This window comes from Pseudomonas sp. GW821-FHT11G12, assembly GCF_058808055.1.
Genome location: NZ_JBXARH010000001.1, coordinates 1241644 through 1265891, shown reverse-complemented (window position 1 = coordinate 1265891; position 24248 = coordinate 1241644). Strand labels below are relative to the sequence as shown.

The window sequence follows — 24248 nt, the reverse complement described above, 5'->3', positions numbered from 1 at the left end:
TGCGCAACTTCTTGCACACCACTGCGCAACTTCTTGCGCACTTTTCCTTTGTTTTCTGCGGATTTATCCCAGCTTTTCCGAGGAAAACGCTCGCAAGCCCCGGTTTATAAGGCTCGAAAAAAGTTGGCATGTAATTTGATAGCAAATGGCCGCCTCTTAGGTGATTTCACCTATGACTCATCCACTGATCCAGCAAGGAGCACCTCCCATGGCAACACCAGCGTACATGTCGGTTACCGGCGAAAAACAAGGCCTGATCACTGCCGGCGCCTTCACCGCCGACTCCGTTGGCAACACCTACCAGGAAGGTCACGAAGACCAGGTCATGGTTCAGGCTTTCACCCACGACGTGATCATCCCGCGTGACCCACAGTCCGGTCAGCCAACCGGTCAGCGCGTTCACAAGCCCGTTGTGATCACCAAGGTCTACGACAAGGCTTCGCCTCTGCTGCAAGCGGCTCTGACCTCCGGCGAGCGCATGAGCGAAATCGTTATCCAGTGGTACCGCACCTCGGCGCAAGGCACCCAAGAGCACTACTACACCACCAAACTGGAAGACGCGATCATCGTCGCCATCAACAACAAAATGCACAACTGCCAGGATCCAGGCAATTCGCACTTCACCCACCTGGAAGAAGTGCAGTTCACCTACCGCAAAATCACCTGGACCCACGAAGTATCCGGTACTTCGGGTTCCGATGACTGGCGTGCTCCAGTCGTTTAATTACGGCTGATGGTTGTACCGCCTCGGCCGGTTTCGCCGGTCGAGGCACCTTCACTACTCAAAGAATTTTCAGCGTCAGATCCTTATCGATCTGGCGTGCGCTGCAGCACAGCACGAGGGACAAGGGAATGTTCTCACCGGCCAACCAGGCTCATTTCAACCTGACCATCGATGGCGCGGACAGCGATTTCCAGGTGCTGTCGTTCACCGGTCGGGAAGCCCTCAACACGCCCTTCGAATTCGAGCTGGAACTGGTCAGCGAAAAGGCCTCGATCAACCTCGAAAGCCTGCTGCACAAACTGGCGTTTCTTCAGCTGTCGCCGAGCGGCACCGGGATTCACGGGCTGATCTACAGCATCGCCCAGGGCGAGGCGGGCAAGCGCCTGACCCGCTACAAGATCTCGCTGCGCCCGCAGCTTTCGTACCTCGCGCACCGTTTCAATCAGCGCATTTTCCAGCAGATGACCGTGCAGCAAATCATCAGCCAGGTGCTGGAAGAACACGGCATCCTCGCCAGCGATTACCACTTCCAGCTCAGCGCGATCTATCCCGAGCGCGTCTACTGCACGCAGTACGACGAAAGTGACCTGCATTTCGTCCAGCGCCTGTGCGAAGAGGAGGGGATTCACTACCACTTCCAGCACACGTCCAGCGGCCACAAACTGACCTTCGGCGATGACCAGACGGTGTTCCCGAAACTCGCGCCCGTGGCCTATCAGCAGGACTCCGGGCTGGTGGCGGACAAACCGGTGGTCAAGCGTTTCGGCTTGCGCCTGGCGACCCGCACCAGCCGCACCACGCGGCGCGATTACGACTTCGTCAAACCGAAGATCGAGCTGGAAAGTGACGCCAAGAGCAGCGCCCAACCGGACCTGGAAGACTACGATTACCCGGGCCGTTTCGTGGATCGCGAGCGCGGCAAGCACCTGGCCAACCGCAACCTCGAGCGCCACCGCAGCGACTATCGCCTGGCCGAGGGCAACAGCGACCAACCGATTCTGGTCACCGGGCACTTTCTGGCCCTGACCGACCACGCCAACCCGACGTGGAACGACCTGTGGCTGCTCACCGAGATCTTCCACGAAGGCAAACAGCCGCAGGTGCTGGAAGAGTCGGTGACCAGCGACACCACCGACAACAAAGACGATTTCCATCAGGGCTATCGCAACCGTTTCAACGCCATCCCCTGGGACGTGCCGTACCGTCCGCCGCTGGATCACCCGAAGCCCAAGGTCCTCGGTTCGCAAAGCGCCGTGGTCACCGGGCCGGAAGGCGAAGAGATCTTCTGCGATCAGTACGGCCGGGTGAAGGTGCAGTTCTTCTGGGACCGCGAAGGCCAGCACGACGACAAGACCACCTGCTGGATGCGCGTGGCCTCCAGCTGGGCGGCTGAAACCTTTGGCTCGATCAACATTCCGCGGGTCGGCATGGAGGTGCTGATCACCTTCCTCGAAGGCGATCCCGACCAGCCGCTGATCACCGGTTGCCTGTACCACGGCGCCAACCTGCCGCCGTACAAACTGCCGGATTTCAAGACCCTGGCCACGGTCAAGAGCAAGGAATACAAAGGCAGCCGCGCCAACGAACTGCGCATCGACGACACCACCAGCGAAATCAGCATCGCGCTGCGCAGTGATCACGGTGCGAGTGCGATCAACCTCGGTTACCTGACCCATCCGCGCCCGAGCGGTGGCCAGCCACGCGGCGAAGGTTTTGAACTGCGCACCGACCGCCACGGCGCCGTGCGTGCCGGTGCCGGCCTGCTGATCACCACCGAGCCGCGCCCGAACGAATCGAAACACCACAAGGACCTGCCGGAAACCGCCGAACGTCTGGCCACCGCGAGCGATCAGCAAGATGGTTTTGCGGTGCAGGCCAAAGAGCTACAAGCGCAGGAGGCCGGCGATCAGGACGACGTGGCCAAGGCCTTGCACGCCCAGCACCAAGGCGTGCTCGGCTCGGGTCCGGCAAACCTCACCGCTAACGAATTCCCCGAGTTCACCGAGCCGCATCTGGTGCTCGCCAGTCCGGCCGGTATCGCCCTGACCACACCGCGCTCCAGCCACATCGCCACCGGCGAACATCTGGCGCTGAGCAGCACCGGGCACACCAGCCTGTCCATCGGCAAACGCCTGCTGGCCAGTGCCAGTCGCGGCATGCGCCTGTTCGTGCAGAGCATGGGTTGGCGGCTGGTGGCGGCGTCCGGCGACATCGACGTCAAGGCGCTCAAGGACAGCATCAACCTGCTGGCCAAACTCAACATCACTGCCAATGCCGACCGCATCACCATTACCGCCAAGACTGAGTTGGTGATCCAGGGTGGTGGCAGTGCCACGACTTACAACGCTGGTGGCATCACCCACGCTACCAGCGGCCCGTACACCGCCCATGCGGCGAACTTTGCCTACACCGGTGCCAAGAGCTTGGCCGGCGTGTTCCCGGAACCGCCGAAACCCGGCAAGGGCAACCTCGAACTGTTCAACCAGTACGCCGGGCGACAGGGCATCAAGGAAGGCGATTACGAAGTCATTGATGCGCTGGGCAAGAGCATCAAGGGCAAGCTCGACGCCAAGGGTTTCGCCAGCGTTGCTGGCGCTGCACCGGGACCGGCGCGCGTGCTGTTCGGCAAGGATCCGGCGGACACCTGGAGCGATGGCAGTTACATCGGCAAACCGGAGTGGCCGTTGAATCCGCCGGGTGCCGAAGACATTCCGAGTCAGGTGCAGGCCATGGTGGCGCAGGCGTTGCCGAGCAAGAACTGGGACATGCTGGAGAAGGGCAAGGAAATGGCACAAACAGGGATGGGTGCGATGCAGACCGCGCAGGGCGCAATGCAAACGGCGCAGCAGGTGAAAGGCGCCGTGCAGGGCGGAGTGGCCGGACTGCCGAAACTGGCGAGCGCGGCGATGCCGAGTGCGTCGAGCATCCTCGGCGCCGCGAGCAAGGGCGGCCGATTGCCGACGCTTCCCGCACCAACGCTGCCAAAGCCTTCCTTGAAAACCCCGGACCTGTTGGCGGGTGAGATGCTGTCATGACCACTGAAATCGTAAAACGTGAACCTCAGGTTGCCATTGTTCCCCTGAATGCCATCGATATTCAGGATGTCGCCAGCGGTGCGGCGACCTTTGATGCCTGGCTTCAATCCGCCACTGATGGCGTGGTCACTCTTGATCGAATCAAGAACTACGCGGGCTTTGTGCCGGTGGTGGGCAACATCATGGCGCTGGTCGATGCGCTGGGTGACATCGTCACGCTGTCGAACGCCAAGCAGCGCGACTTGCTCGCGTGGGCCAGCCTTGGCATCAACCTGATCGGCGTATTGCCTTTGCCGCCGTCGATGGCAGCGGCGCGCATGACCCTGCGCCCGACACTGTTTCTGGTGCGTCAGGAGATGAGAGCCAGCAGCAAGTTGTTGCTCAGCACTTCCGTGATCGAGGTGCTGGTCGGTCACCTGAACGCCTCGATTATCGGCACGCTGGATGATTTTGTTGAACAGGCTAAAGGCAAGTTGCCCGGTATTTTGGCGGACGCTGGCAAGCTCGGCGAAGAAGTCGTTAACGAAATTGCCAAAGGCATCGAAGCGGTGGCGTTTGGCAATCTGGATGCCAAAGGTGATCTGAATGCAGCCAGCGCCCAGGCAAGCGCTGCGGCCGACCAATTCAAGAATGATCCGCTGGCGTCTTTCAGTAATGTGTTTGGGGCTGCCAACAGTGCGCTGAAGTCAGCAGGTAAAGGCCTGGCCAACAGCGTGGCGCAAAACCTCGTCCCTGATGACTTCAAAAAAACCGTTTCCGACGAAACCAAAAAACTGCGGGCGATGGGCCCGGAACTGCGCACCCAATTGAGCAAGCTGGACGATGAGTCCGTTCAGAACTCCATCGGTTGGTTGCTGCTGATCCTTTCCAGCGCCGTGACGTTGTGGCGCAAGCGCAATGCCCATGGCCAGAACGCCGCCGTCCACCCGGAAAAGACCGGTCAGGCCAAGCACACGGCTTCCGAGGGTGAGTTGGGCTCCGACGGCAAACAGGCTCCGGCGAAAGGCGCACCCAAGCCAGAGAAATGTCCGTGTACCGGCACGCGCTTCAGCATCAATTTTGCTTTGGGTTCAGAAAGCCTCAGCCATACCGATTTCAGCTTGCCTGGCCCATTCCCGGTCGAGTGGACGCGCACCTATAACTCGCGCCTCGACGCCTACGATCACAGCGAAATCGGCGCTCGCTGGGTCAGCGAATTCACCTCACGGTTTGACTGCGTGGACGATGGCTTGACGTTTTACGGCTCCGATGGCCGCGACCACAGCTATCCGCTGCCCAAACTCGGTCTGTTTCACTACGACGCCATCGAAAACATCACGCTGGTTCGCAGTGGTGAAGACCAGTTGCTGTTGTGCCGTGGTTTCGAACGCAAGGAAACCTACGTCCGCCGTGGCCAGCGTTTTGTGCTGACCAACATTTCGCTGCGCAACGGCGCCGGGATCATGCTGCATTACGAGCATCGGCACGGCGAACAATCGGTGCTCTCGGACCTGATCACCTATCAGGAAAACGACACCAGCAAGGTCCACCTTCACCTCGGCACAATGATCGACGACCACGGCCGGTTCATCGGCCTCTGGCAGATCGTTGACGGCGAACCGTTGCGACAACTTTGCGCCTACCAATACGACGCCTATGGCGACCTGATTCAAGCGCAGGACGAGAACGGCGCAGTCTGGTCGTATCAGTTCCAGCATCACCTGATCACCCGCTACACCGACCGCACCGGACGCGGCATGAATCTGCAGTGGGACGGCCCCGGCGCCAAGGCCAAAGCCATCCGCGAATGGGCCGATGACGGCAGCTTCGACACGCGTCTGGAGTGGGACGAAAACATTCGTCTGACCTACGTCACCGACGCCCTTGGCAACGAGACCTGGCACTACTACGACATCCTTGGCTACACCTACCGCATTCGTTACGCGGATGAGCGTTCGGAATGGTTCTTCCGCGACGAGGCCAAAAACATCGTGCGCCGCGTCAATGCCGACGGCAGCACCGATCGCTACAGCTACGATGAACGCAGCAACCTGCTCGAACACATCCGCGCCGATCACACGGTGATGCATTACGCCTACGACGATCAGGACCTGCTGATCAAGATCAGCGACGCCGAGGGCGGGCAATGGCAACGCGCCTATGACGACCAAGGCAACCTGGTCGAAGCGCTCGATCCGCTGGGCAACAAAACCGAATACGCCTACAACAAATCCGGCCAGCCCACCGCGATCAAGGACGCCAACGGCAACGAAAAAACCCTCGACTACAACGACGCCGGGCAACTGGTCGAGTACGTCGATTGCTCGGGCAAAACCAGCGCCTGGGACTACAACGAACTCGGGCAGATGATCTGCTTCACCGACGCCGCCGGCAACGCCACCGAATACGAATACAAGGCCGGCCAACTGGTGTTGATCAAGCACCCGGACAAGACCGAAGAGCGCTTCGAACACGACGCCGAAGGTCGGTTATTGGCGTATGCCGACGGTCTCGATCGCTGCACCACGTGGAGCTACAGCGCTGCCGGTTTGATCACCGAGCGTGTCGACGCCGCGGAACAAACACTGCGCTATCGTTGGGACCGTCTCGGACGGCTGACGGCCCTGGAAAACGAAAACGAACAACGCGCGCACTTTCACTACGATCCGGTCGGACGCCTGCTGGAAGAACGCGGCTTTGACGGGCGCAGCACGCGTTATCAGTACGACCCTCTGACGGGTCGCCTGGCCCAATCGATCAATGGCCAACGCGTAATCTCGTTGAGCTTCGACCCGATGGGCCGCTTGACCGAGCGTCGCGCCACCTTGGGTGACCAGTCGCAAAGCGAAACCTTCGCCTACGATGGCAACGGCAACATGGTGCTGGCCAACAACGCCGACAGCCGCCTGCAATGGTTTTATGATCCGGCAGGAAATATTCTGCGCGAGCACCAACACTATCTGGGGTTGGACAGCCCGATGGTCGCGGTCTGGCGGCACGAATACGACGTACTAAACCAGTGTATTGCCACGACCCGTCCAGATGGCCACCGTGTCAGTTGGTTGACCTACGGCAGTGGCCACTTGCTGGGTCTACGACTGGACGATCATGAACTGGTTGGCTACGAGCGCGACGACCTGCACCGCGAAGTCGCCCGCCATCAAGGCAACCACCTGGTGCAAACCCAAAGCTGGGATCCGGTTGGTCGCTTGCAGGAGCAATTGCTGGGACGCAGGGACGACAAATCCACGCTGCTCAAACGCGAATACTCCTACGACGCGGCCGGTCAACTGACTAACATCAACGACAGCCGCCGCGGCCCACTCGCCTATCGCTACGATCCTGTTGGTCGACTGCTCAGCGCCGTGACTCGTCAAGGCGTGGAAACCTTTGCCTTCGACCCGGCCGGCAACCTGCTCGACGACAAGGAGACAGAAATTCGCCGACCACTGGGTCTGACGCCACAGCGCAGCAAACTGGTCGACAACCTGCTGCGCGAATATGTCGGCACGCATTACGACTACGACGAACGCGGCAACCAGATCCAGCGCTGGCACAACGGCCAACGCAGCGATCTGCGTTGGGATCTGTTTGATCGATTGGTGCATTTTGAAGACCCGCGTCTGAGCGTAGATTTCGCCTACGACGCTCTGGGACGTCGCCTGCACAAAAACTCTCGTGCGCACTACAAGCAGCGTCCGGAAGCAGGTTCCCTTTGGAACAAAAACGAGCACGCTCGTAAACAGCGCGAACTCGGCTGCGGCTTCACCTTGTACGGTTGGGATGGCGACAACCTCGCTTGGGAAAGCAGCCCGGAGCAGAGCGATGGTGAGCCGGGTCGCACGGTTCATTATGTCTTCGAGCCAGACACCTTCGTCCCGATCGCTCAGGCTGTACGGCATGCGCCAATCGAGCTGATCGGTTTGCCGGATTACAGCGGTGAATACAGCCTTGATGAAGATCCTGTGTGGAATCACAAGGCAACGGCATTACCGTTTGATGCGCTGGCCTGGTACCAATGTGATCACCTCGGCACGCCGCAGGAATTGACGGACTCGCAAGGCAACATGGCCTGGACCGCGCAATACAAGGCTTGGGGACAGGTGACGGAGCAGCGTTCGGAGTGGGCGCGGCAGCATGATGTGATGAACCCGATACGGTTCCAGGGGCAGTATCACGATCATGAGACAGGCCTGCATTACAATAGATATCGTTATTACGATCCTTTGGTCGGACGTTTTATAAATCAAGATCCGATCGGTCTCGCAGGGGGATTGAACGCCTACGAATATGCACCAAATCCCGTGCAATGGATCGACCCATTAGGTCTAGCGCGTATTCCTAAGTCGGTGAAAACCAAGGTAGCTATCGAGAACAAGCAATTTCACGGAGTGGAATCATGTGAGAAGTGCTTGGTCACAGTAGTTCCTGGTCAAAAGAGCCAGAGGGGTGTAACTCCGCCACCGAATGAACGACAATTCGATCATATCCAACCTGATTCATTGGGAGGTGCAAACGATGAGGGTAATACCCAGATTCTATGTCGCCGTTGTAATCGCGAAGCTTCAGATTCAATCAAGCCGGATTACAAAACACTCAACCGTCTAGGCGGCTCCCCACCTTGAGCGTATAAAATATGAACGATATTTTTCACAAGATTGTCTTTGAACTAACGCCTGACGAGGATGATTATCCTCCTGTATCCGCTGAGTCGATTTGGGGCGTCTATGTCGGTGATGGTACCTATATCTTAGACAATACTCCCTATTACGTTTATGGCGTGAGTAAGGGAGATTTCGTGCAGGTAAAGTCCAGTGGCGATGAGATGATAGCTGTGCGTGTCGCAAAACGGGGTGGCCATTCGACTGTCAGAGTTTTTGCCAGTGATACTGAAGAGAAAAGTAAAATAATCGCTCATCTTCATCAGTTGGGTGCTTCGTGTTCAGTTAGTCAGGAAATGTCGCTGTTTGCAGTGGATATTCCCTCAGATTGTGATTTTTTCGCGATCGACAAATATTTGTCTGATATTGCTGATGGGGAAAATATTGCATATGAGGATGCTTGTCTGCAGCACTCACATATTGATTCATCTCGTATAGGGGAGTGTCTGTCATTGGCCTCTTTACCACTACTAGCTCATTGATTGAGTAACCCTAAATTGGATCATGGAGACAGGTCGGGATAAAGAAAGTTTTCGGAGGTGGGCTGCGCTTGTATAATTAATGAAGCGTAGTCTGTTCCCAGTAAAAAGGTGGCCATCTCAAACAAGGGGTTTCGTGTGTTGAGCGTGGGAGTTCTGGAGTACCCTATGCTCGATGAGCAATCAACAGAAATTATTCGTGTGTATGCCGGAAAAAACTCAAAAGGTCCGGTATTTGAAGAGCTGCCGGCTCGCAAAATTGATGAGCTTACGTATGAGCTTCTGTTTTCCCCTGGCTTGGCTTTGAATCTGGCAAGAGGAGATATAGTTTCATTGAAAAATCCTCAAACACACGCTGAGGTCTTGAAGAGAGGGGGCAATTTTTGTATCCATATCTACTCCAAACACATTTCGCCAGAGCGGCTTAAGACACTTGAGGCGGATGTCGCGAACGAGCTCAACGGTACCTTGGACGGCGTATATAGAGGGAATTTGTCATTAGCCATTCCCGCAAGAAATGGAATGGATAGGATTGCAAAATTTTTTAATGCCTTCCATGAACAGACCGGGGTTCAATGGTACTACGCTAACATCTACAAAAATATCGATGATGTAGAGGACGAAACTCTGCTTAATTGGTGGCTAGATAGCTAGAGGTTCTCGCCAGTAAACCGGCGAGTTAGGGTTGCAATGAATTTTTCGGGAGCTGCTATGAACGAACGTATGGAGTTTCGTCCGAATCAACTTCAGATAAATATTTGTGAGAAGTACGGAATGGCGGTGCTTGCGCCTGAGGTCATGGTTGCCGTAGCCCTGCAGACTCTAGGCCGGTCCCCTATTTATGGCAGCAGAGTTGAGCTGCCCGAAGGAGGGACTGTGAGTTGGTTCATACACTGCGGTGAGTATTCAAAAGCGCATGATTTCTACAAGCCCCTTCATGCTCACCATTTAGACGAAATACTGCCGCAAGTGGTGAATTATCTGTGCCTGCCCACCGGCGCAAAATTCATTATCGACACTGGCGGGTATGAAGACGTCTGGATGGCCGAGTAGCGGCATCCAACTTACTAGTCAAAGGAGTGACAACATGAAAGACGCCATTCGCTTGGGCGACTCCACCACCCACGGTGGCAAGGTGCTCGAAGCCTTTTCTCAGACCGATCTTAACGGCAAGCCGATTGCCGGTGTCGGTCACAAGGTCAGTTGCCCGTTGTGCAAGGGGATTTTCCCGATTGCCGAGGGCAGCAGCACCTACACCGTCGATGGCACGCCCATCGCCCTCGACGGCATGAAAACCGCCTGCGGTGCTGCGCTGATTGCAAGCGGCCCGAAAGGCGCAGTGATCAGTTGATTACCTGATCTCATTTTTGGACCCATTGCCTCGGTATGCGACTGACCGTCTCATTCCGAGTTGGCGATGTGCCTCTCCTGCATCACAGAGCAACTCTCTGAGTTTGGCTTGTGCCTGCTTAACGAAAATCATCGATCATGCCCACGATGTTAGCGTTCAAAAAACCGAGCGGCGGAGCAGGGCGTTTTTTGCTGCCTATTCACGCAAAGTTGCCATCCCCATCCCGATGAAGAACATCTTCGGTGTGCATCTCAACCAATTTAAATATTCGTTCCCGTTCTTGGAGAAGCTGCCGGTTCAGTTCCTCGAATTCATTTTCGTATAGCCTGAGCTGCTTCCGGCTGCTTCCGGCTGCTTCCGGCTGCTTCCGGAAGCTTTCGAGGGGCGTCGGGCAGCGAAGCCAGTATTAAGTGTTTTCGATGTCGGAAGAGTCCACGGGAGCGTCTTGCTGTGCGCTGTATTTATATACAGTTATCAGGTCGCGGCGGAGTGGCGAGGGAGGCGACAGGCTTTAGCGAACGGCTGCTTTCGGCCAAAAGCGGACGCTCCCAAGTGGCCACTAACGGCTAAAAGTAAAGTCTTTCCCTTTCCGATTATTACTGGCGAACGCTTACGGACTTCTGGTCAAACCGCACCAAAAGCAATTCGCCACTATTGGCCTATACTCGGTTCGTCCGCGGTTTCTTCAAGGAGAGATCTCAATGGCCGTACCAGATTTGAATGGGCTAGACGCTCCCGTTGCCGACGATTTTGAAATTTGGATCGGCGAAAGAAGCCGATGGTTACAGACAGCTGCCAAGAACCTAATCGAGACCAAGAAGCCACCAACAGACGACCAGGTCAAAGAGCTTGCCCGGCTGTGCATGATTGAATCGAAGAAGGAAGAGGACCCAGGCTTCTGCACCGTATCGCCCGGCTCGTTGGCACTTGCCGCCAGTCGTCCTGCCATACGCATAGAAGGGATCTCAGATGTCTACGGGTTGAATGCGATCAAATCAGGCGCAGCATTACCATTTGGCTCAGGCAACATCACAGTGTTCTACGGTCAAAATGGTTCAGGAAAAAGCGGATATGCACGGCTCCTGAAACAGGCATGTGGCTCAAGGTCAAAAGACGAAATTCACCCTAACGTCTTCATTGAAGAACCTGAGGCCTGCAAGGCTAATTTCCAAGTATCGGCAGGAGAAAAGAAAGGAACTATTGAATGGACGCTGACACAGGGTGCAGATCCTTTACTTCGTCACGCCCAGATTTTTGACTCCAGAACGGCCACCCAATACATGGGTAAAAACGAGGCCAGCTATGAGCCAAGCCAAATGAAATTCGTGGCGTCATTGATCGCCGTGTCAGACAAGGTTAATCAGTACCTCACCGCATCGAAGAATGCATTGCTGAGCGTATTGCCACAATTCCCAGCGGACTTGGAAATCACTGAGGAGCGTAAGTGGCTTGCGAGTATTAAGCCTGCGACGACTGATGCCGTCATCGACAGATTCTGTACGTACGCTCCCGAGCACGATGCTGAGCGGATTATCACAGAAGGTGCGCTGGCCCAGAAAGACGTGGCGGGGCGACTGGCATCAATCACGAAAGAAAAGCAGGGGTTGGCAACAGTTCGGCTAGCTATGAGCCAACTGAAGGATAAGCTATCCAACGAAACAGCGCAGATCATCGTAAGTGCCAACGCTGATGCAAAGGGCAAGCGGCATGCGGCCCAGAAATTTGCTCAACAACTTTTTTCCGAAACTCCCCTCGAAGGAGTCGGCGAAGCGGTGTGGCAACAGTTATGGGCCCAAGCTCGATTGTTTTCTCAAAATCATGCTTACCCTGGCCAACCATTTCCTGTTGTGGGTGAGCAGGCAAGGTGTGTGCTCTGCCAGCAAGAGCTCAATGAGGATGCTGGCCATCGGTTGACCCACTTTGAGCAATTTGTTACCGAAGGTTTGGAGTTAAGCGCAAAACAGGCAGAAGACAAACATAAGGGCTTTGTACAGGCCTTACCCCAATCACCGAAGGAACAGGACTGGTTAGCTCATATGGCCCTGATCAAACTGGATCAACAGCAGGCCATCGATCTGCATAAGACTCTGGTGAAAAGACGCTCCGATCTTGAGACCGCTGAAAAAATCGAAAATGTGACCCTATTCGACTGGTCACTAGTAGATCAAGCACTGGCAGAAGTAACAGAGCAGTTAGGTGGCGAAGAAAAGTCGTTGAACGAGCTTTCTCAAGACGGCAAACGACAGCAAATGGAGGCACAACTCCGTAAGCTGAAGGCTCTGCAATGGCTGTCGCAAAACAAACTTGCAGTCGTTGCCGAACGGGACCGGTTGTTGGCTGTTGACCAGTACGGGAAAGCCATCCGGCTTGCTGCAACTAACACGCTTACTATCAAGAACAACGAGTTGGCGAAATCCGAGGTGGAGGCAGGATATCAAACTCGCTTCGCCTCCGAACTGAAACTATTAGGTGGCTCGAGGTTGCCTGTAGCCCCTCAAAGCAAAACAGTCGGTAAAGGCAGGACCACATTCGGACTGACACTCGTTGGCGCGAAAGGAGCCCGCCCACCAGAGCAAATTCTCAGTGAGGGCGAGACAAGAGTTGTAGCGTTGGCTGCATTCCTAGCTGATATTACTGGGTCCAATCAAGTAGCTCCCTTTATTTTCGACGACCCGATTTCCTCACTCGATCAAGATTTTGAGGAGCGAGTTGTCGCACGCCTTGTAGATTTGGCGCAGTCCCGCCAGGTCATCATCTTCACCCACAGACTTTCGCTGGTGACACTTCTGGAATCCGCAGTAAAGAAAGTGAAGGAGCATCCAGATATACAAGACATCATCTTTAACGTTCAGACACTTCGACGTCTCGACAAAACATCCGGGATTCTGACGGGACAAAGCGCTCGAGACTCAAAACCGAAGCCGGCTATCAACAAGCTACTTAATGAGAACTTAGCCCAACTCAAGAGACACCAGGCAGAGGGCGATGCTGAAAGCTACGACCTCCTCGCCAAGAGTGTTTGCAGTGACTTCAGAATCATCGTGGAGCGCACTGTTGAGGTGGTAATGCTGAACAGTGTCGTTCTGCGATTCCGCAGGGAAGTGATGACCAAAGGGCTACTGAGGCAGCTAAGTAACATCACTCAGGAGGATTGTGATCTGATAGACGACTTGATGACACGATACTCTGTGTATGAGCATTCTCAGGCAGACGATCTGCCAGCGGTCCCCCCCGAACTCGCCCAGCTCGAAACAGATATGCGATCGCTTTCGGACTGGATAGAGGGGTACTCGAAGCGAGTGGCCTGACCCACATTGAAACGCCGACTGCTCGGTCCCAATGGGGGTCGCTTGTGAGCGTCCGCTAAATGGCCGGAAGTGGACGGTCCGGCCCAAAGCAACCATTCGATATGGCTTTCCAGATCCGAGCCGATTGCAGAAGGAGTTGATGCGAAAGCCCCACATCTCGGCTAAGTGAATCAGCGTGAGGCAGCTGTTTGTCGACGTCCACAGAGGGATCGAATTAGATGACTGGTACTCTCTAGTAAGAAAAGGGTTACTAGTCTGGTATGAAATGAAATCCGGTGAAGGTCCTCCATGTTGAAAATGAATTTTTCATGGAAGAGGTGAGTCATAGCGGCCATGCATTCATCGCATTGGCAAGTGGCCATGCTTTTTGAATAGACATAAAAGTCTAAATGACCTAGTGTTCTTTCAGGTGCCACTCAGATACTAATTAAAAAGCTCCAAGGATAATAGGAAAGACAAATAAGGGACGGTATATGATTATAAAAAACTTTCACGCTCAACGAGTATATGGCTATCTTGACTTTGAGATGGAATTCAATTCAGACATAAGCTTTATAACAGGAGGTAATGGGTCAGGAAAAACAACCGCATTAAAATTAATTAATGCATTGCTAGTGCCGAACTTTGGTGAGTTGCTATTTATACCTTTTGGAAAGATAAAATTAACCGTTTTAGATAAGCACGAAACGATTACAATTGAAGCCAGAAGCATAGAAAACAATATTTCCCTAACTATATCAAATGTTGAATCCTCATTAATTCTTGAAAGCTACTCCGAAATAGAACAGGATTTGTTTTCTCCAAAAAATAAAGGTAAAGAAGATTTAGTAGACGAGATCAATCGGAGAAATACAGACCACCCTGTTGTTCGCGCGATATCATCGATTCTATCCCCCGTTTTTTTAGGCTTGGACAGGAAAAGGGAAGATATTCCCGTTGAGTCAGGTGGTTATTACTACGAAAGAGATCGTGCTACACACGCTCAGAGCGCTCGGTCTATAAGAGCAAGAAGATTAATTCGCGGTTCGCTCGGCGTAAGCCTGATGGAAACTGAGCTTCTGGTTCAGGACGCCTATAGAAGAATGCGGCGTGCAGAGGAAACGTATTCTATAAGATTAAGGGACAGTATCCTGCTATCCGCATTTCAATATACGGAATTTGATTACTCAAACGATGCAGATTTTGATGACAAAAACCCTTGGTTGGAAAAGGGTCGTGTTTTGCAGCGTAAGACTGAGATTAAGGACGCTCTTTCTAAGATAGGCATAAATGACAAGCGTCTCAGTACTGAAGTTGATACCTTCTTTGATAGACTTTCCCGTCTTTTTGAAGATATGCAAAAATCCAAAGAAAAATTCAATATTGAGCTCTTGACTAACAAGGCTCAAATTGAACGAATCACCAAAGTTGTTGAGATCATAGATGAGCACAAGTCAAAGATCGACAGAGTCTTCAAGCCTATAAACTCATTTTTGACTACAATTAATAAATTCTATAACGACTCCAACAAGTATTTAGCTGTTGATACGGTCGGACAATTAGTAATAGAACGACCTGATGGAGTGAAGTGCACTATAGAGAGTTTGTCTTCAGGAGAACGACAGCTTTTGGTGATATTTGCGCATGCTTTCTTTAATCGAAACAGCGATTCCGCAGCCGTGTTCATTATCGATGAGCCAGAGCTATCATTGCATCTGAGGTGGCAGGAAAAATTTGCTGACACCATTTTGGGAATCAGCCCAGGATCTCAATTCATAATGGCTACACACTCGCCTGAAATATTGGGTCAAAATAAAAACAAATCCATTAAGTGCAGGTGATAAACATGGAGCGTAGTTTATCGGCCAGATCGGCAAAGTCGGTATTCTTCGAAGAGTACAATGACATTGATATATTTGTCGAGGATACAGCCTTTGGGTACGAAAAAATATTTATGGAGTTGTTTTCCAGAGTGTTTTCTGGAGTTTATAAAGTTTCCAATGTATTTCCTCTCGGTTCTAGAGGGGCTGTAATTGCGGAGTACGAACAGCACTTGGCTGAGATTAAACGACCCACTTTGTATATTGTGGATGGAGATCTGCACCTTATTAATCAAAACACACAGAACCGTACTGGCTTATATACTTTGCCGTACTATTGCGTGGAGAATCTGTTGATTGATGAAGAAGCTATACTTAGGTTGATAAACGAAGAAAATGCTATGCTTTCGAAAGAAGCTCTGATTGAGGCTTTCGACTATCAAGGTTGGGTGAGTAAAAACTCAAGCCTTCTTATAGATCTTTTTATTGACTATGGGGTGGCATTTTCAGCCTGTCCAAGCATTCAAACGGTAGCGTTTGATATATCAAATCTTGTTTCATCTAACTCAGGGGATGTTGACCCCCAAAAAATTGCGAACAGAAAGAAAGAAATTGTTGATGCGACAGTTGAAAGAATAGGCATCGATGAGTACCAGCGCCATCGAAGTCGTATTGAATCTTTTGCCTTAAACAATCCAAATGCGTTTTGTACTTTTGTCTCTGCGAAAGACTATACTTTGCCTTTATTGCTTATGAGAATTAGAAAACTTACCTGTACTCGAGCTCCAAATATAAATATCAAGCTCCGCTTGGCTTTGAGTTGCGATTTAGCAAATATTGAAGATTCAAAAAATTACGTCGCAAATGTTTGATTTTCAACCGGGCCTCTTTGAGAGGCCTTTTTATTCTGTACGCCTGATATTCTAAAGCGTACATTGCCCTCATTTTTTTCGACGACAAATGACTGCTTCTGGCCGATAGCTGTCACTCCTGACCGTCCGCATTCGGCCAGAATCTGACATTGCCGGCGAAAACCCGCATGTCTATGAGAAGGGCAGTGGGGCAGCCATTCGTCAGCAGGACGAAAAGCCCCTCCTTGACAGGCAAGTTATCTGGGCAAATACTCGCCGCAAGATTCATATAGATGACTAGATAACAAGGTGAATAAAGTCGATGAATTCTTTATCCAGTGATGCCCGACTGCCGCTGTACCAACGCCTGCGTGACCAATTGGCTGAGCAGATCGCCAATAATCGCTGGCGTCCGGGGGAGGCGATCCCTACTGAAGCGGCGCTGTCTGCGGAATACCAACTGTCCACCGGCACGGTGCGCAAAGCGATTGATGCGTTGGTCATTGAGGGCATTCTGGAGCGTCAGCAAGGGCGAGGGACGTTTATTCGCCGGGCGCAGTTTCAATCCTCATTGTTCCGTTTCTTCCGATTCCAGACTGTTTCCGGTGAGCGCCAGGTCCCGGAGAGTCGCATCCTCTCGATCGAGCCCGTTGCCGCACCTTCGGCCGTAGCGCAAGCACTGGGGTTGCCCGCCGATGCGCCGGTCATTCGTATTGTCCGTGTGCGTCTGCTCGATGTTAAGCCGGTGCTCGCCGAAGAAATCTGGTTGCCCCGCCAGCGGTTTCAGGCGCTGCTGGAGATCGACCTCAGTCGCGAAGGGCCGCTGCTGTATCCGATCTACGAAGAAGTGTGCGGACAGGTTGTTGCATCGGCCGAAGAAACGCTGACCGCTGAATCGGTGAATGACGTGCATGCCCGATTGCTCCAGGTAGCGGTCAACAGTCCGGTGATCGTGATCGAGCGTCTGGCCCGCGATTACGCGGGTAGCCCGCTGGAATGGCGTCGCTCGCGCGGCCACGCGGAGCACTTCCGCTACAGCGTGGATATTCGCTGACGTCTGCCTGCGTAGCGGAGCGTTCTGCGGCGGCTAGATCGCCGCCCGATTTCTGTTTGTTTGCCAAAGCTGACCCTGTCGCGGTGCGGTTGGCTGTCGGCTGCCTTGCGTAACACCTATAAGGATAAGAATCATGTTCAGCTGGTATCGCCAAGTTACTCCTCGGGAGCGCAAAACGTTTTGGGCCTGCTTCGGCGGATGGTCGCTCGACGCGTTGGAAGTACAAATGTTCGGTCTGGCGATTCCGGCGCTGATCGCCGCTTTCGCGCTGACAAAGGGCGATGCCGGATTGATCAGCGGCGTTACCCTCGTCACCTCGGCACTCGGTGGCTGGGTGGGTGGGACGTTGTCTGACCGCTATGGCCGTGTGCGCACGTTGCAGTTGATGATTTTGTGGTTCTCTTTTTTCACCTTTCTCTCGGCCTTCATCACGGGGTTCAATCAGCTGTTGGTGGTCAAAGCGCTGCAGGGTTTCGGGATTGGCGGGGAGTGGGCGGCCGGCGCGGTGCTGATGGCCGAGACGATCAATCCGCACTATCGCGGCAAGGTCATGGGCACTGTGCAAAGTGCCTGGGCGGTGGGTTGGGGCCTGGCGGTCGGGGTGTTCACGCTGATCTATACCTGGGTACCACAGGACATGGCCTGGCGTGTGATGTTCCTTGTTGGGTTGCTGCCGTCGTTCCTGATCATCTGGGTGCGTCGTAACGTTGAGGAGCCGGACAGCTTCCAGCGTCTGCAAAAAGACAACGCCATCCCGCAGAGTTTCTTCAAGTCGCTCGCCGGCATTTTTCGCCCGGAACTGATTCGAGTGACCCTGTTTGGCGGGCTGCTGGGACTGGGCGCGCACGGTGGCTATCACGCGGTAATGACCTGGTTGCCGACCTTCCTCAAGACCGAGCGCAATCTGTCTGTGCTGAACTCGGGCGGCTATCTGGCGGTGATCATCATCGCCTTCTGGTGTGGTTGTGTGGCCAGTGGCTATTTGATCGATCGCATTGGCCGTCGTAAAAACATTGTGCTGTTTGCCTTGTGTTGCGTGGTCACGGTGCAGTGCTACGTATTTTTGCCGCTGACCAATACGCAGATGCTGTTCCTGGGGTTCCCGTTGGGGTTCTTCGCCGCCGGTATTCCGGCCAGTCTGGGAGCGCTCTTCAACGAACTTTACCCTGCCGATGTACGCGGCGCCGGCGTTGGCTTTTGCTACAACTTTGGCCGGGTGCTGTCCGCTGTATTTCCATTCCTGGTCGGGCACATGAGTGACTCCATGTCGCTGGGTTCGGCGATTGGTATCGATGCCGGGATCGCCTATGGCGTGGCGGTGCTTGCGGCACTTTGCCTGCCTGAAACCCGGGGCAGGGACCTTCAAGCCAATGCCACCTCCGTTAAGGCCGGTATCAACGGCAATCAACGTGCTCGGGCGTGATGATCCTAACCTTCAGTAGATAAAACCCATGTCAGATACCCGCCCCAAGTCGATCACCGGCATCGACTCCCATGCCCATGTGTTCAACCGTGATCTGCATCTGATCGGTGCACGGCGCTACACCCCTGAGTACGACGCCACGCTTGACCAGTACCTTGAGCATTTGCAAACGCATGGTCTGAGTCACGGTGTATTGGTGCAACCAAGTTTCCTTGGCACCGACAATAGCTACCTATTGGCGGCGTTGAAGCAAGCGCCGCAGCAGTTGCGCGGTGTGGTGGTGCTGGAGCCACGCGTCAGTCGTTCTACCTTGAATGACATGGCTCGACTGGGCGTGGTCGGCGTGCGCTTGAACCTGATCGGCAAGGCGTTACCTGATTTTCGTGACAGTGCCTGGCAAGGGTTTTTCAGCGATATCGCTGATCTCGACTGGCATGTCGAGTTGCACAGGGAAGTCAAGGATCTGCCGGGCCTGATCCAGCAATTGACGCCGTTCGGCGTGAAGTTGGTGATCGATCACTTTGGGCGGCCGGACGCGAATGCGGGTCTCGATCAGCCCGGGTTTGGCGAGTTGCTTGAGGCCGGATCGAAAGGTTCGATCTGGATCAAGGTATCGGGAATCTATCGTTTGAGAGGTACGCCACAACAGAACATTGACTTCGCTCGAAGGGCATTACCGTTGCTGGAACAAAGCTTCGGCCTGCATCAGTTGGTATGGGGCAGCGACTGGCCGCATACGCAGCATGAGCAAAGCATCGGTTTCGTCACCGTCGTCGACCAGTTGCAAGCCTTGGAACTTTCGGCGCAAGCCAGCGACTCGCTGCTGGTGCAAGCGCCTCGAAGGTTATTCGGTTTTTAGGAAGTCGAACGCTGAAGCTTAGCCGTTGCAGATGCCATTCATCTCACCCACTTACAAGAATTTGGGCACCAGCCCAACCGAGAACCTTTCATGACTCCCTTAGATATAGATCTGTTACTGACCGCATTGATCAGCGTCCTGGTGCTGGTAGCGCTGATCGTCTCGCGCCTCAAAATGCACCCGCTGCTGGCTTTGCTGGTAGTTTCCGTCGGCGTAGGCTTTGCAACCGGTATGGAGCCAGATGGCATCGTCTCCCACTTGGTCATCGGCGCCGGCAAGACACTGGGGGCAGTGGGGGTGGTCATCGCGCTGGGGGCGATGCTCGGCAAAATTCTTGCTGACGCCGGCGTCACCGAGCAGATTGCTGCGGTCATCCTCAAGCGCACGTCGGATCGGATGATTCCGTGGGCGATGATGATGGTCGCGTTTGTGATTGGCATTCCGATGTTTTTCGAGGTTGGCCTGGTGATCATGCTGCCGCTGATCTTCAGCGTGGCGCGCAAGCTGGAAAGTCAGGCGCGTTTCAAGGGTTCAGCGTATGTCTATGTGGGCGTTCCGGTGATTGCCGCACTGGCCACCATGCACGGTATGGTCCCGCCGCACCCTGGCCCGTTGACGGCCATCGCCGCGCTGAAAACCTCGGTCGGGCCGACCATGCTCTATGGTTTCCTGGCGGCTATTCCGGCCATGATTTTAGGCGGTCCACTGTATGGCGCATTCATTTCCCCGCGCATGAGCACTCGGCCCGATCAGGTGTTGCTGGATCAGTTCACCCTGGCTGAAAAAGCCAACGATAAACCAAGCCCCAGCGTATACCTTGGCGTGCTGGCAGCCTTGCTGCCGGCGATCCTGATGCTGATCCATGCCGTCGCTGAGATGGTATTGGCCAAGGACAATGCGCTGCTGAAAATGGCCGGTTTCCTCGGCAATCCGCTGATAGCGATGCTGCTGGGCGTGCTGTTCGCCGGGGCCAGTCTGGTACTCGCGCGCGGCGGCGATGCGGGGCAATTGCGCGACTCGCTGGGCAAGAGCCTCAAGCCAATCGCCTCGATCATCATGATCATCGCCGGCGGAGGTGCCTTTCAGGAACTGCTGACCAGCGCCAAGGTGGGCGATGCGATTGTGCACCTGACTCAGCAGTCGGCGTTCCCTCCGCTGATCCTCGGTTGGTTGATCGCCATGTTGCTTTCGGTATCTACCGGTTCCGCCACGGTAGGTATCGTGGGGGCTGCCGGCTTGCTGGCGCCGCTTGCCGGTGCTGATCCCAGCCTCAACCTGCCGCTGCTGGCCTTGTCCATTGGCTGCGGCTCGTTGTTCTTCAACTACGCCAACCATGCAGGTTTCTGGATGGTGAAGGAATCCTTCGGCATGACGATGGGCGAAGCCACCAAGACTATTTCGGTGGTGCAATCGATCGTCGCCGTGGTCGGTTTGATTGTGGTGTTGCTGTTGAACGTGGTCGTGTAATGACCTGAGGCGGCGTCAAATCAGGACGCCGCCCTTATTGGCCGTCGATCAGGCGCGGCAGTTGCAGCGGATTGGACTCGCGCAGTACCTTACCGACCGTTTTTGGCCGAAAGCAGCACCTTTCACCCGCTTCCCTTCGGCTGTAATCAAAGACCAGATTCTTTCGCATCACAAATAACGCACTGCCATTAGAAATAGTCAAAGCAATCCATACTCGCGCTTTTTCCACGCAACCAGTTATCTATTGCTCAAGCATCAAACGGCGCCAGAGGATCACTGGCGGCGCGAAAGGCATGACGGTAGTTTGCTGTGTCTTCTGTTCCTGCAATGCTGCTTCACTTACCTCGGTTAACCCGGAGGACGAATGCGGGATTGCTGAACTTTACCCAGGCTCTTCAATCGACTCATCGCAATGCAGCGTAGTCATCTGATCGAAACAACGACTTTGCCCTTGGCGCGTCCCTGTTCGACGTATTTCAGAGCCTCTGCAGTTGATTCAAAAGCGAAGGCGCGGTCAATCACCGGTTCGATCATGCCGGCCTCCACCAGCTTGGCGATATGTTGCAACTGGGCGCCGTTTGCGCGCATGAATACGAACGTGTAGCTGATGTCCTTTTTGCGTGCCTTGCGCCGAATACCCAGACTCAAAAGGCGCATGACTTGCTGCAACGGCCAAGACAAACCTTGCTCCTTAGCGAATTGCACGGTGGGTGGCCCGGAGATAGAAATCAGCTGTCCGCCACGCTTGAGCACCTTCAGCGACTTCTCCAGAACATCGGCGCCGAGGCTGTTCAACACCACGTCATAGTCGTATAAGACATCTTCGAAGTTCTGCTGTTTGTAGTCTATGACCACATCAGCCCCCAACGCCTTGACCCATTCGACATTTGCGGTGCTGGTGGTTGTCGCGACAAACGCACCGAGGTGTTTGGCGAGCTGGAGGGCAACGGTGCCGACGCCGCCGGAGCCAGCGTGGATCAGCACCTTCTGGCCCTTTTGCAGGCGAGCGGTGTCGACCAGCACTTGCCAGGCAGTCAGTGTTACCAAGGGCAGGGACGCGGCTTGCGCCATGCTGGTATTGGCAGGTTTCAGTGCAATCGCGTTCTCGCTCATGGCTATCAACTCAGCGAACGTGCCGATCCGTGCTTCCGGCGGGCGAGCGTACACCTCGTCACCCGGCTTGAAGCGCGTCACTTCCGGGCCGACTTCAACCACAACCCCCGCCAGGTCATTGCCCAATATCAATGGAAAGGAGTAGGGCAGGATCAGCTTGAAGTCGCCTTTGCTGATCTTCGAATCCAGCACGTTGACACTGCTGGCATGTACCTCGATCAAGACGTCGTGGGCACCGACTGCGGGGGCGGGCGCTTCACCAATGCGCCCGGGGTTCTTGCCATAGCGATCAATTAGAAATGCTTTCATCGTGGTGCGGCTCTTGCTGGTTGTAAGGAGGGTAGCCGGTGCGTTGCGGTGTTGCTGCGTGACGTGGTCAAGCATCGAGGAACGCCTGCGCCTTGACCACAAAGTCAGCGTGATGCTGGAAAATACCGCCGTGCCCGGCGTCCTCATAAATCACCAACTGTGCGTTGGGGATACGCTTGGCCAGATCAAACGAGTTAACGCTGGGCACCATGATGTCGTTGTCGCCGTTGACGATCAGCGTCTGCGTCCGCAAGCGTCCGAGCTCTTGCCGCGGTTGTTTGCCCCACGCGGTGATGGCTTCCAACTGCCGCAGGAAAGCACGGGGCGTCGGGCCCTTGTCGCGTTTTTTCTTGCGTGCCTTGAGGCGTCGTAAATACTGCGAGGCGGACCGTCGTCCATTGGCCGTCGAAGTGAAGAAAAGGTAGAACTTGGGATCGCGCAGGGTCAGCAAGCCTTTGAGGATCAATGGCCACGACACCGTGCCGACCTTGTCGATACCGGTGCCGCCGGCCGGTCCAGTACCGGTCAGAATCAAGCGGCGCACCAAATCAGGCGCCTTCAGGGCTATGTCCTGAGCGACGAAGCCGCCGAGGGAAAAACCGAGCACATCAACGGTTTCCAGTCCCAGCGCCTGGATCAGTTGGATGGCATCGTCGGCCATTTCACCAACCGTCAGTGGCGCGGTTCCAGCAGAACCGCCGATGCCGCGATAGTCGGTGGTAATGACGCGTCTGGTTTGTGCCAGGCCATCGATGATCGCGGGGTCGAAGTTGTCCAGCACCGCGCCCCAATGGTTGAACAATACGAGGGGCACACCGGTTGCTGGCCCGGAGTCGCGGTAGGCGAAGGGAATGCCGTTGACCGTGATCGACTGGTTCGCCGCGTTGATGAACGACGGCGGCGAACCCGAGGGGGAGTTTGTCTGCGTTGAATTCATTGTTACTCCAGACAGCGGGATGGATTCGATGCAGTGCCATGCGCCTGCATCGAATCCGGCGCGAATGCTCGCTACCAAAAAATCACTGTGGAGTCTGGTAGCGCTGGGCAACCGTAGACTGGCGGATTTGCCCCAGCAGACCCTGTCGTGCGCCCTGCAGGTCATCCCAGCGCTCCGCTTCTTGCAGCGGCGGGATGGTCACAGGTTCGCGACGATCGAAACCGACCAGTGCGGCATCCACCAGATCGTCCACTTCCATGATTTCGTTCAAGGTGTTGATGTCGATACCGGAGCGATCCCAGATCTCCGTGCGGGTGGCGGCGGGCAACACGGCCTGCACGTAGACGCCCTGAGGCGAAAGTTCCAGGCTCAGGCCCTGGGAAAGGAACAGCACGAATGCCTTGGTCGCACCGTAGACCGTCATGCCGAACTCCGGCGCCAGGCCCACCACCGAACCAATGTTGATGATTGCGCCGTCGCCTGCCTTGGCCAGGCGTGGGGCGATGGCGCTGGCGAGCCGCACCAGCGCCGTGGTGTTGAGGGCGACCAGTTGCGCAACGCTGTCGGTGCTTTGATCGACGAAGCGACCGGACAGCGCGGCGCCGGCGTTATTGACGAGAATGCCGATACGGGCGTCGTCGCGCAGGCGGCTTTCAACGGTGGTCAGATCGCCGAGTTGGGTCAGGTCCGCCTGAATCACCTCGACGGCAACGTCGAGTTCGCTGCGCAAGCGCGCTGCAAGCGCGTCCAGGCGAGCCTGATCGCGGGCGACCAGTACCAGGTCGTGGCCGCGTTGCGCGAAGCGCGCGGCGTAGACAGCGCCAATGCCGGTGGAGGCGCCAGTGATCAGAACAGTAGGGCGAGTGCTCATGGGTATCTCTCTTTCATGATGTGAGAAA

17 protein-coding genes are annotated in these 24248 nt (G+C 55.0%); 14 read left to right on the top strand and 3 right to left on the bottom strand.

Features of this window, described 5'->3' with window-relative positions:
- Window positions 1–208 precede the first annotated feature (208 nt).
- From AC1RR7_RS05685 to AC1RR7_RS05620, 14 genes are all read left to right on the top strand, one after another.
- Window positions 209–724 carry an Hcp family type VI secretion system effector gene (locus AC1RR7_RS05685; RefSeq protein WP_007918282.1) on the top strand — a complete coding sequence of 172 codons (516 nt, stop codon included), beginning with the start codon at window positions 209–211 and terminating at the stop codon, window positions 722–724.
- A gap of 128 nt (window positions 725–852) precedes the next feature.
- Window positions 853–3759 (top strand): type VI secretion system Vgr family protein, encoded by a 2907-nt coding sequence (locus AC1RR7_RS05680; protein WP_493156579.1) that lies wholly within the window; start codon window positions 853–855, stop codon window positions 3757–3759.
- A complete protein-coding gene (locus tag AC1RR7_RS05675; protein WP_493156577.1) occupies window positions 3756–8363 on the top strand; it encodes an RHS repeat-associated core domain-containing protein in 4608 nt (1535 codons plus the stop codon). Before AC1RR7_RS05680 ends, AC1RR7_RS05675 begins: the two co-directional genes overlap by 4 nt.
- Before the next feature lie 11 nt (window positions 8364–8374).
- A complete protein-coding gene (locus tag AC1RR7_RS05670) occupies window positions 8375–8881 on the top strand; it encodes a DUF4265 domain-containing protein (protein ID WP_493156574.1) in 507 nt (168 codons plus the stop codon).
- A gap of 165 nt (window positions 8882–9046) precedes the next feature.
- Window positions 9047–9532 (top strand): DUF4265 domain-containing protein, encoded by a 486-nt coding sequence (locus AC1RR7_RS05665; protein WP_493156572.1) that lies wholly within the window; start codon window positions 9047–9049, stop codon window positions 9530–9532.
- 57 nt (window positions 9533–9589) lie between these two features.
- The gene (locus AC1RR7_RS05660; protein ID WP_493156570.1) at window positions 9590–9931 is read left to right on the top strand and encodes an immunity protein Imm33 domain-containing protein; all 342 of its coding nucleotides are present in this window, start codon (window positions 9590–9592) and stop codon (window positions 9929–9931) included.
- 34 nt (window positions 9932–9965) lie between these two features.
- On the top strand, window positions 9966–10229 hold the full coding sequence (locus tag AC1RR7_RS05655; RefSeq protein ID WP_077572604.1) for a PAAR domain-containing protein: 264 nt from the start codon (window positions 9966–9968) through the stop codon (window positions 10227–10229).
- 701 nt (window positions 10230–10930) lie between these two features.
- Window positions 10931–13537 (top strand): AAA family ATPase, encoded by a 2607-nt coding sequence (locus tag AC1RR7_RS05650; RefSeq protein WP_493156568.1) that lies wholly within the window; start codon window positions 10931–10933, stop codon window positions 13535–13537.
- Between the two features lie 473 nt (window positions 13538–14010).
- Window positions 14011–15357, top strand: coding sequence for an AAA family ATPase (locus tag AC1RR7_RS05645; protein WP_493156566.1), 1347 nt, complete (start codon window positions 14011–14013; stop codon window positions 15355–15357).
- Window positions 15358–15362: 5 nt separating this feature from the next.
- The gene (locus tag AC1RR7_RS05640) at window positions 15363–16208 is read left to right on the top strand and encodes a DUF4435 domain-containing protein (protein WP_493156565.1); all 846 of its coding nucleotides are present in this window, start codon (window positions 15363–15365) and stop codon (window positions 16206–16208) included.
- Between the two features lie 301 nt (window positions 16209–16509).
- The gene (locus AC1RR7_RS05635) at window positions 16510–17241 is read left to right on the top strand and encodes a GntR family transcriptional regulator (protein WP_096820453.1); all 732 of its coding nucleotides are present in this window, start codon (window positions 16510–16512) and stop codon (window positions 17239–17241) included.
- 133 nt (window positions 17242–17374) lie between these two features.
- Complete coding sequence (locus AC1RR7_RS05630; RefSeq protein WP_493156563.1) at window positions 17375–18664, top strand: MFS transporter; 1290 nt, start codon at window positions 17375–17377, stop codon at window positions 18662–18664.
- 28 nt (window positions 18665–18692) lie between these two features.
- Window positions 18693–19523 carry an amidohydrolase family protein gene (locus tag AC1RR7_RS05625; protein WP_493156561.1) on the top strand — a complete coding sequence of 277 codons (831 nt, stop codon included), beginning with the start codon at window positions 18693–18695 and terminating at the stop codon, window positions 19521–19523.
- Between the two features lie 90 nt (window positions 19524–19613).
- A complete protein-coding gene (locus AC1RR7_RS05620) occupies window positions 19614–20990 on the top strand; it encodes a GntP family permease (RefSeq protein WP_493156559.1) in 1377 nt (458 codons plus the stop codon).
- Between the two features lie 423 nt (window positions 20991–21413).
- Here the strand turns inward: AC1RR7_RS05620 and AC1RR7_RS05615 are convergent, their stop codons facing one another.
- The 3 genes from AC1RR7_RS05615 to AC1RR7_RS05605 form a co-directional block, all read right to left on the bottom strand.
- Window positions 21414–22412, bottom strand: a complete 999-nt coding sequence (locus tag AC1RR7_RS05615) for an NADP-dependent oxidoreductase (RefSeq protein ID WP_493156977.1) — start codon at window positions 22410–22412, stop codon at window positions 21414–21416.
- A gap of 67 nt (window positions 22413–22479) precedes the next feature.
- Window positions 22480–23349 carry an alpha/beta fold hydrolase gene (locus AC1RR7_RS05610; protein WP_493156975.1) on the bottom strand — a complete coding sequence of 290 codons (870 nt, stop codon included), beginning with the start codon at window positions 23347–23349 and terminating at the stop codon, window positions 22480–22482.
- Window positions 23350–23431: 82 nt separating this feature from the next.
- Window positions 23432–24220 carry an SDR family NAD(P)-dependent oxidoreductase gene (locus AC1RR7_RS05605; RefSeq protein ID WP_493156557.1) on the bottom strand — a complete coding sequence of 263 codons (789 nt, stop codon included), beginning with the start codon at window positions 24218–24220 and terminating at the stop codon, window positions 23432–23434.
- Window positions 24221–24248: the final 28 nt, after the last annotated feature.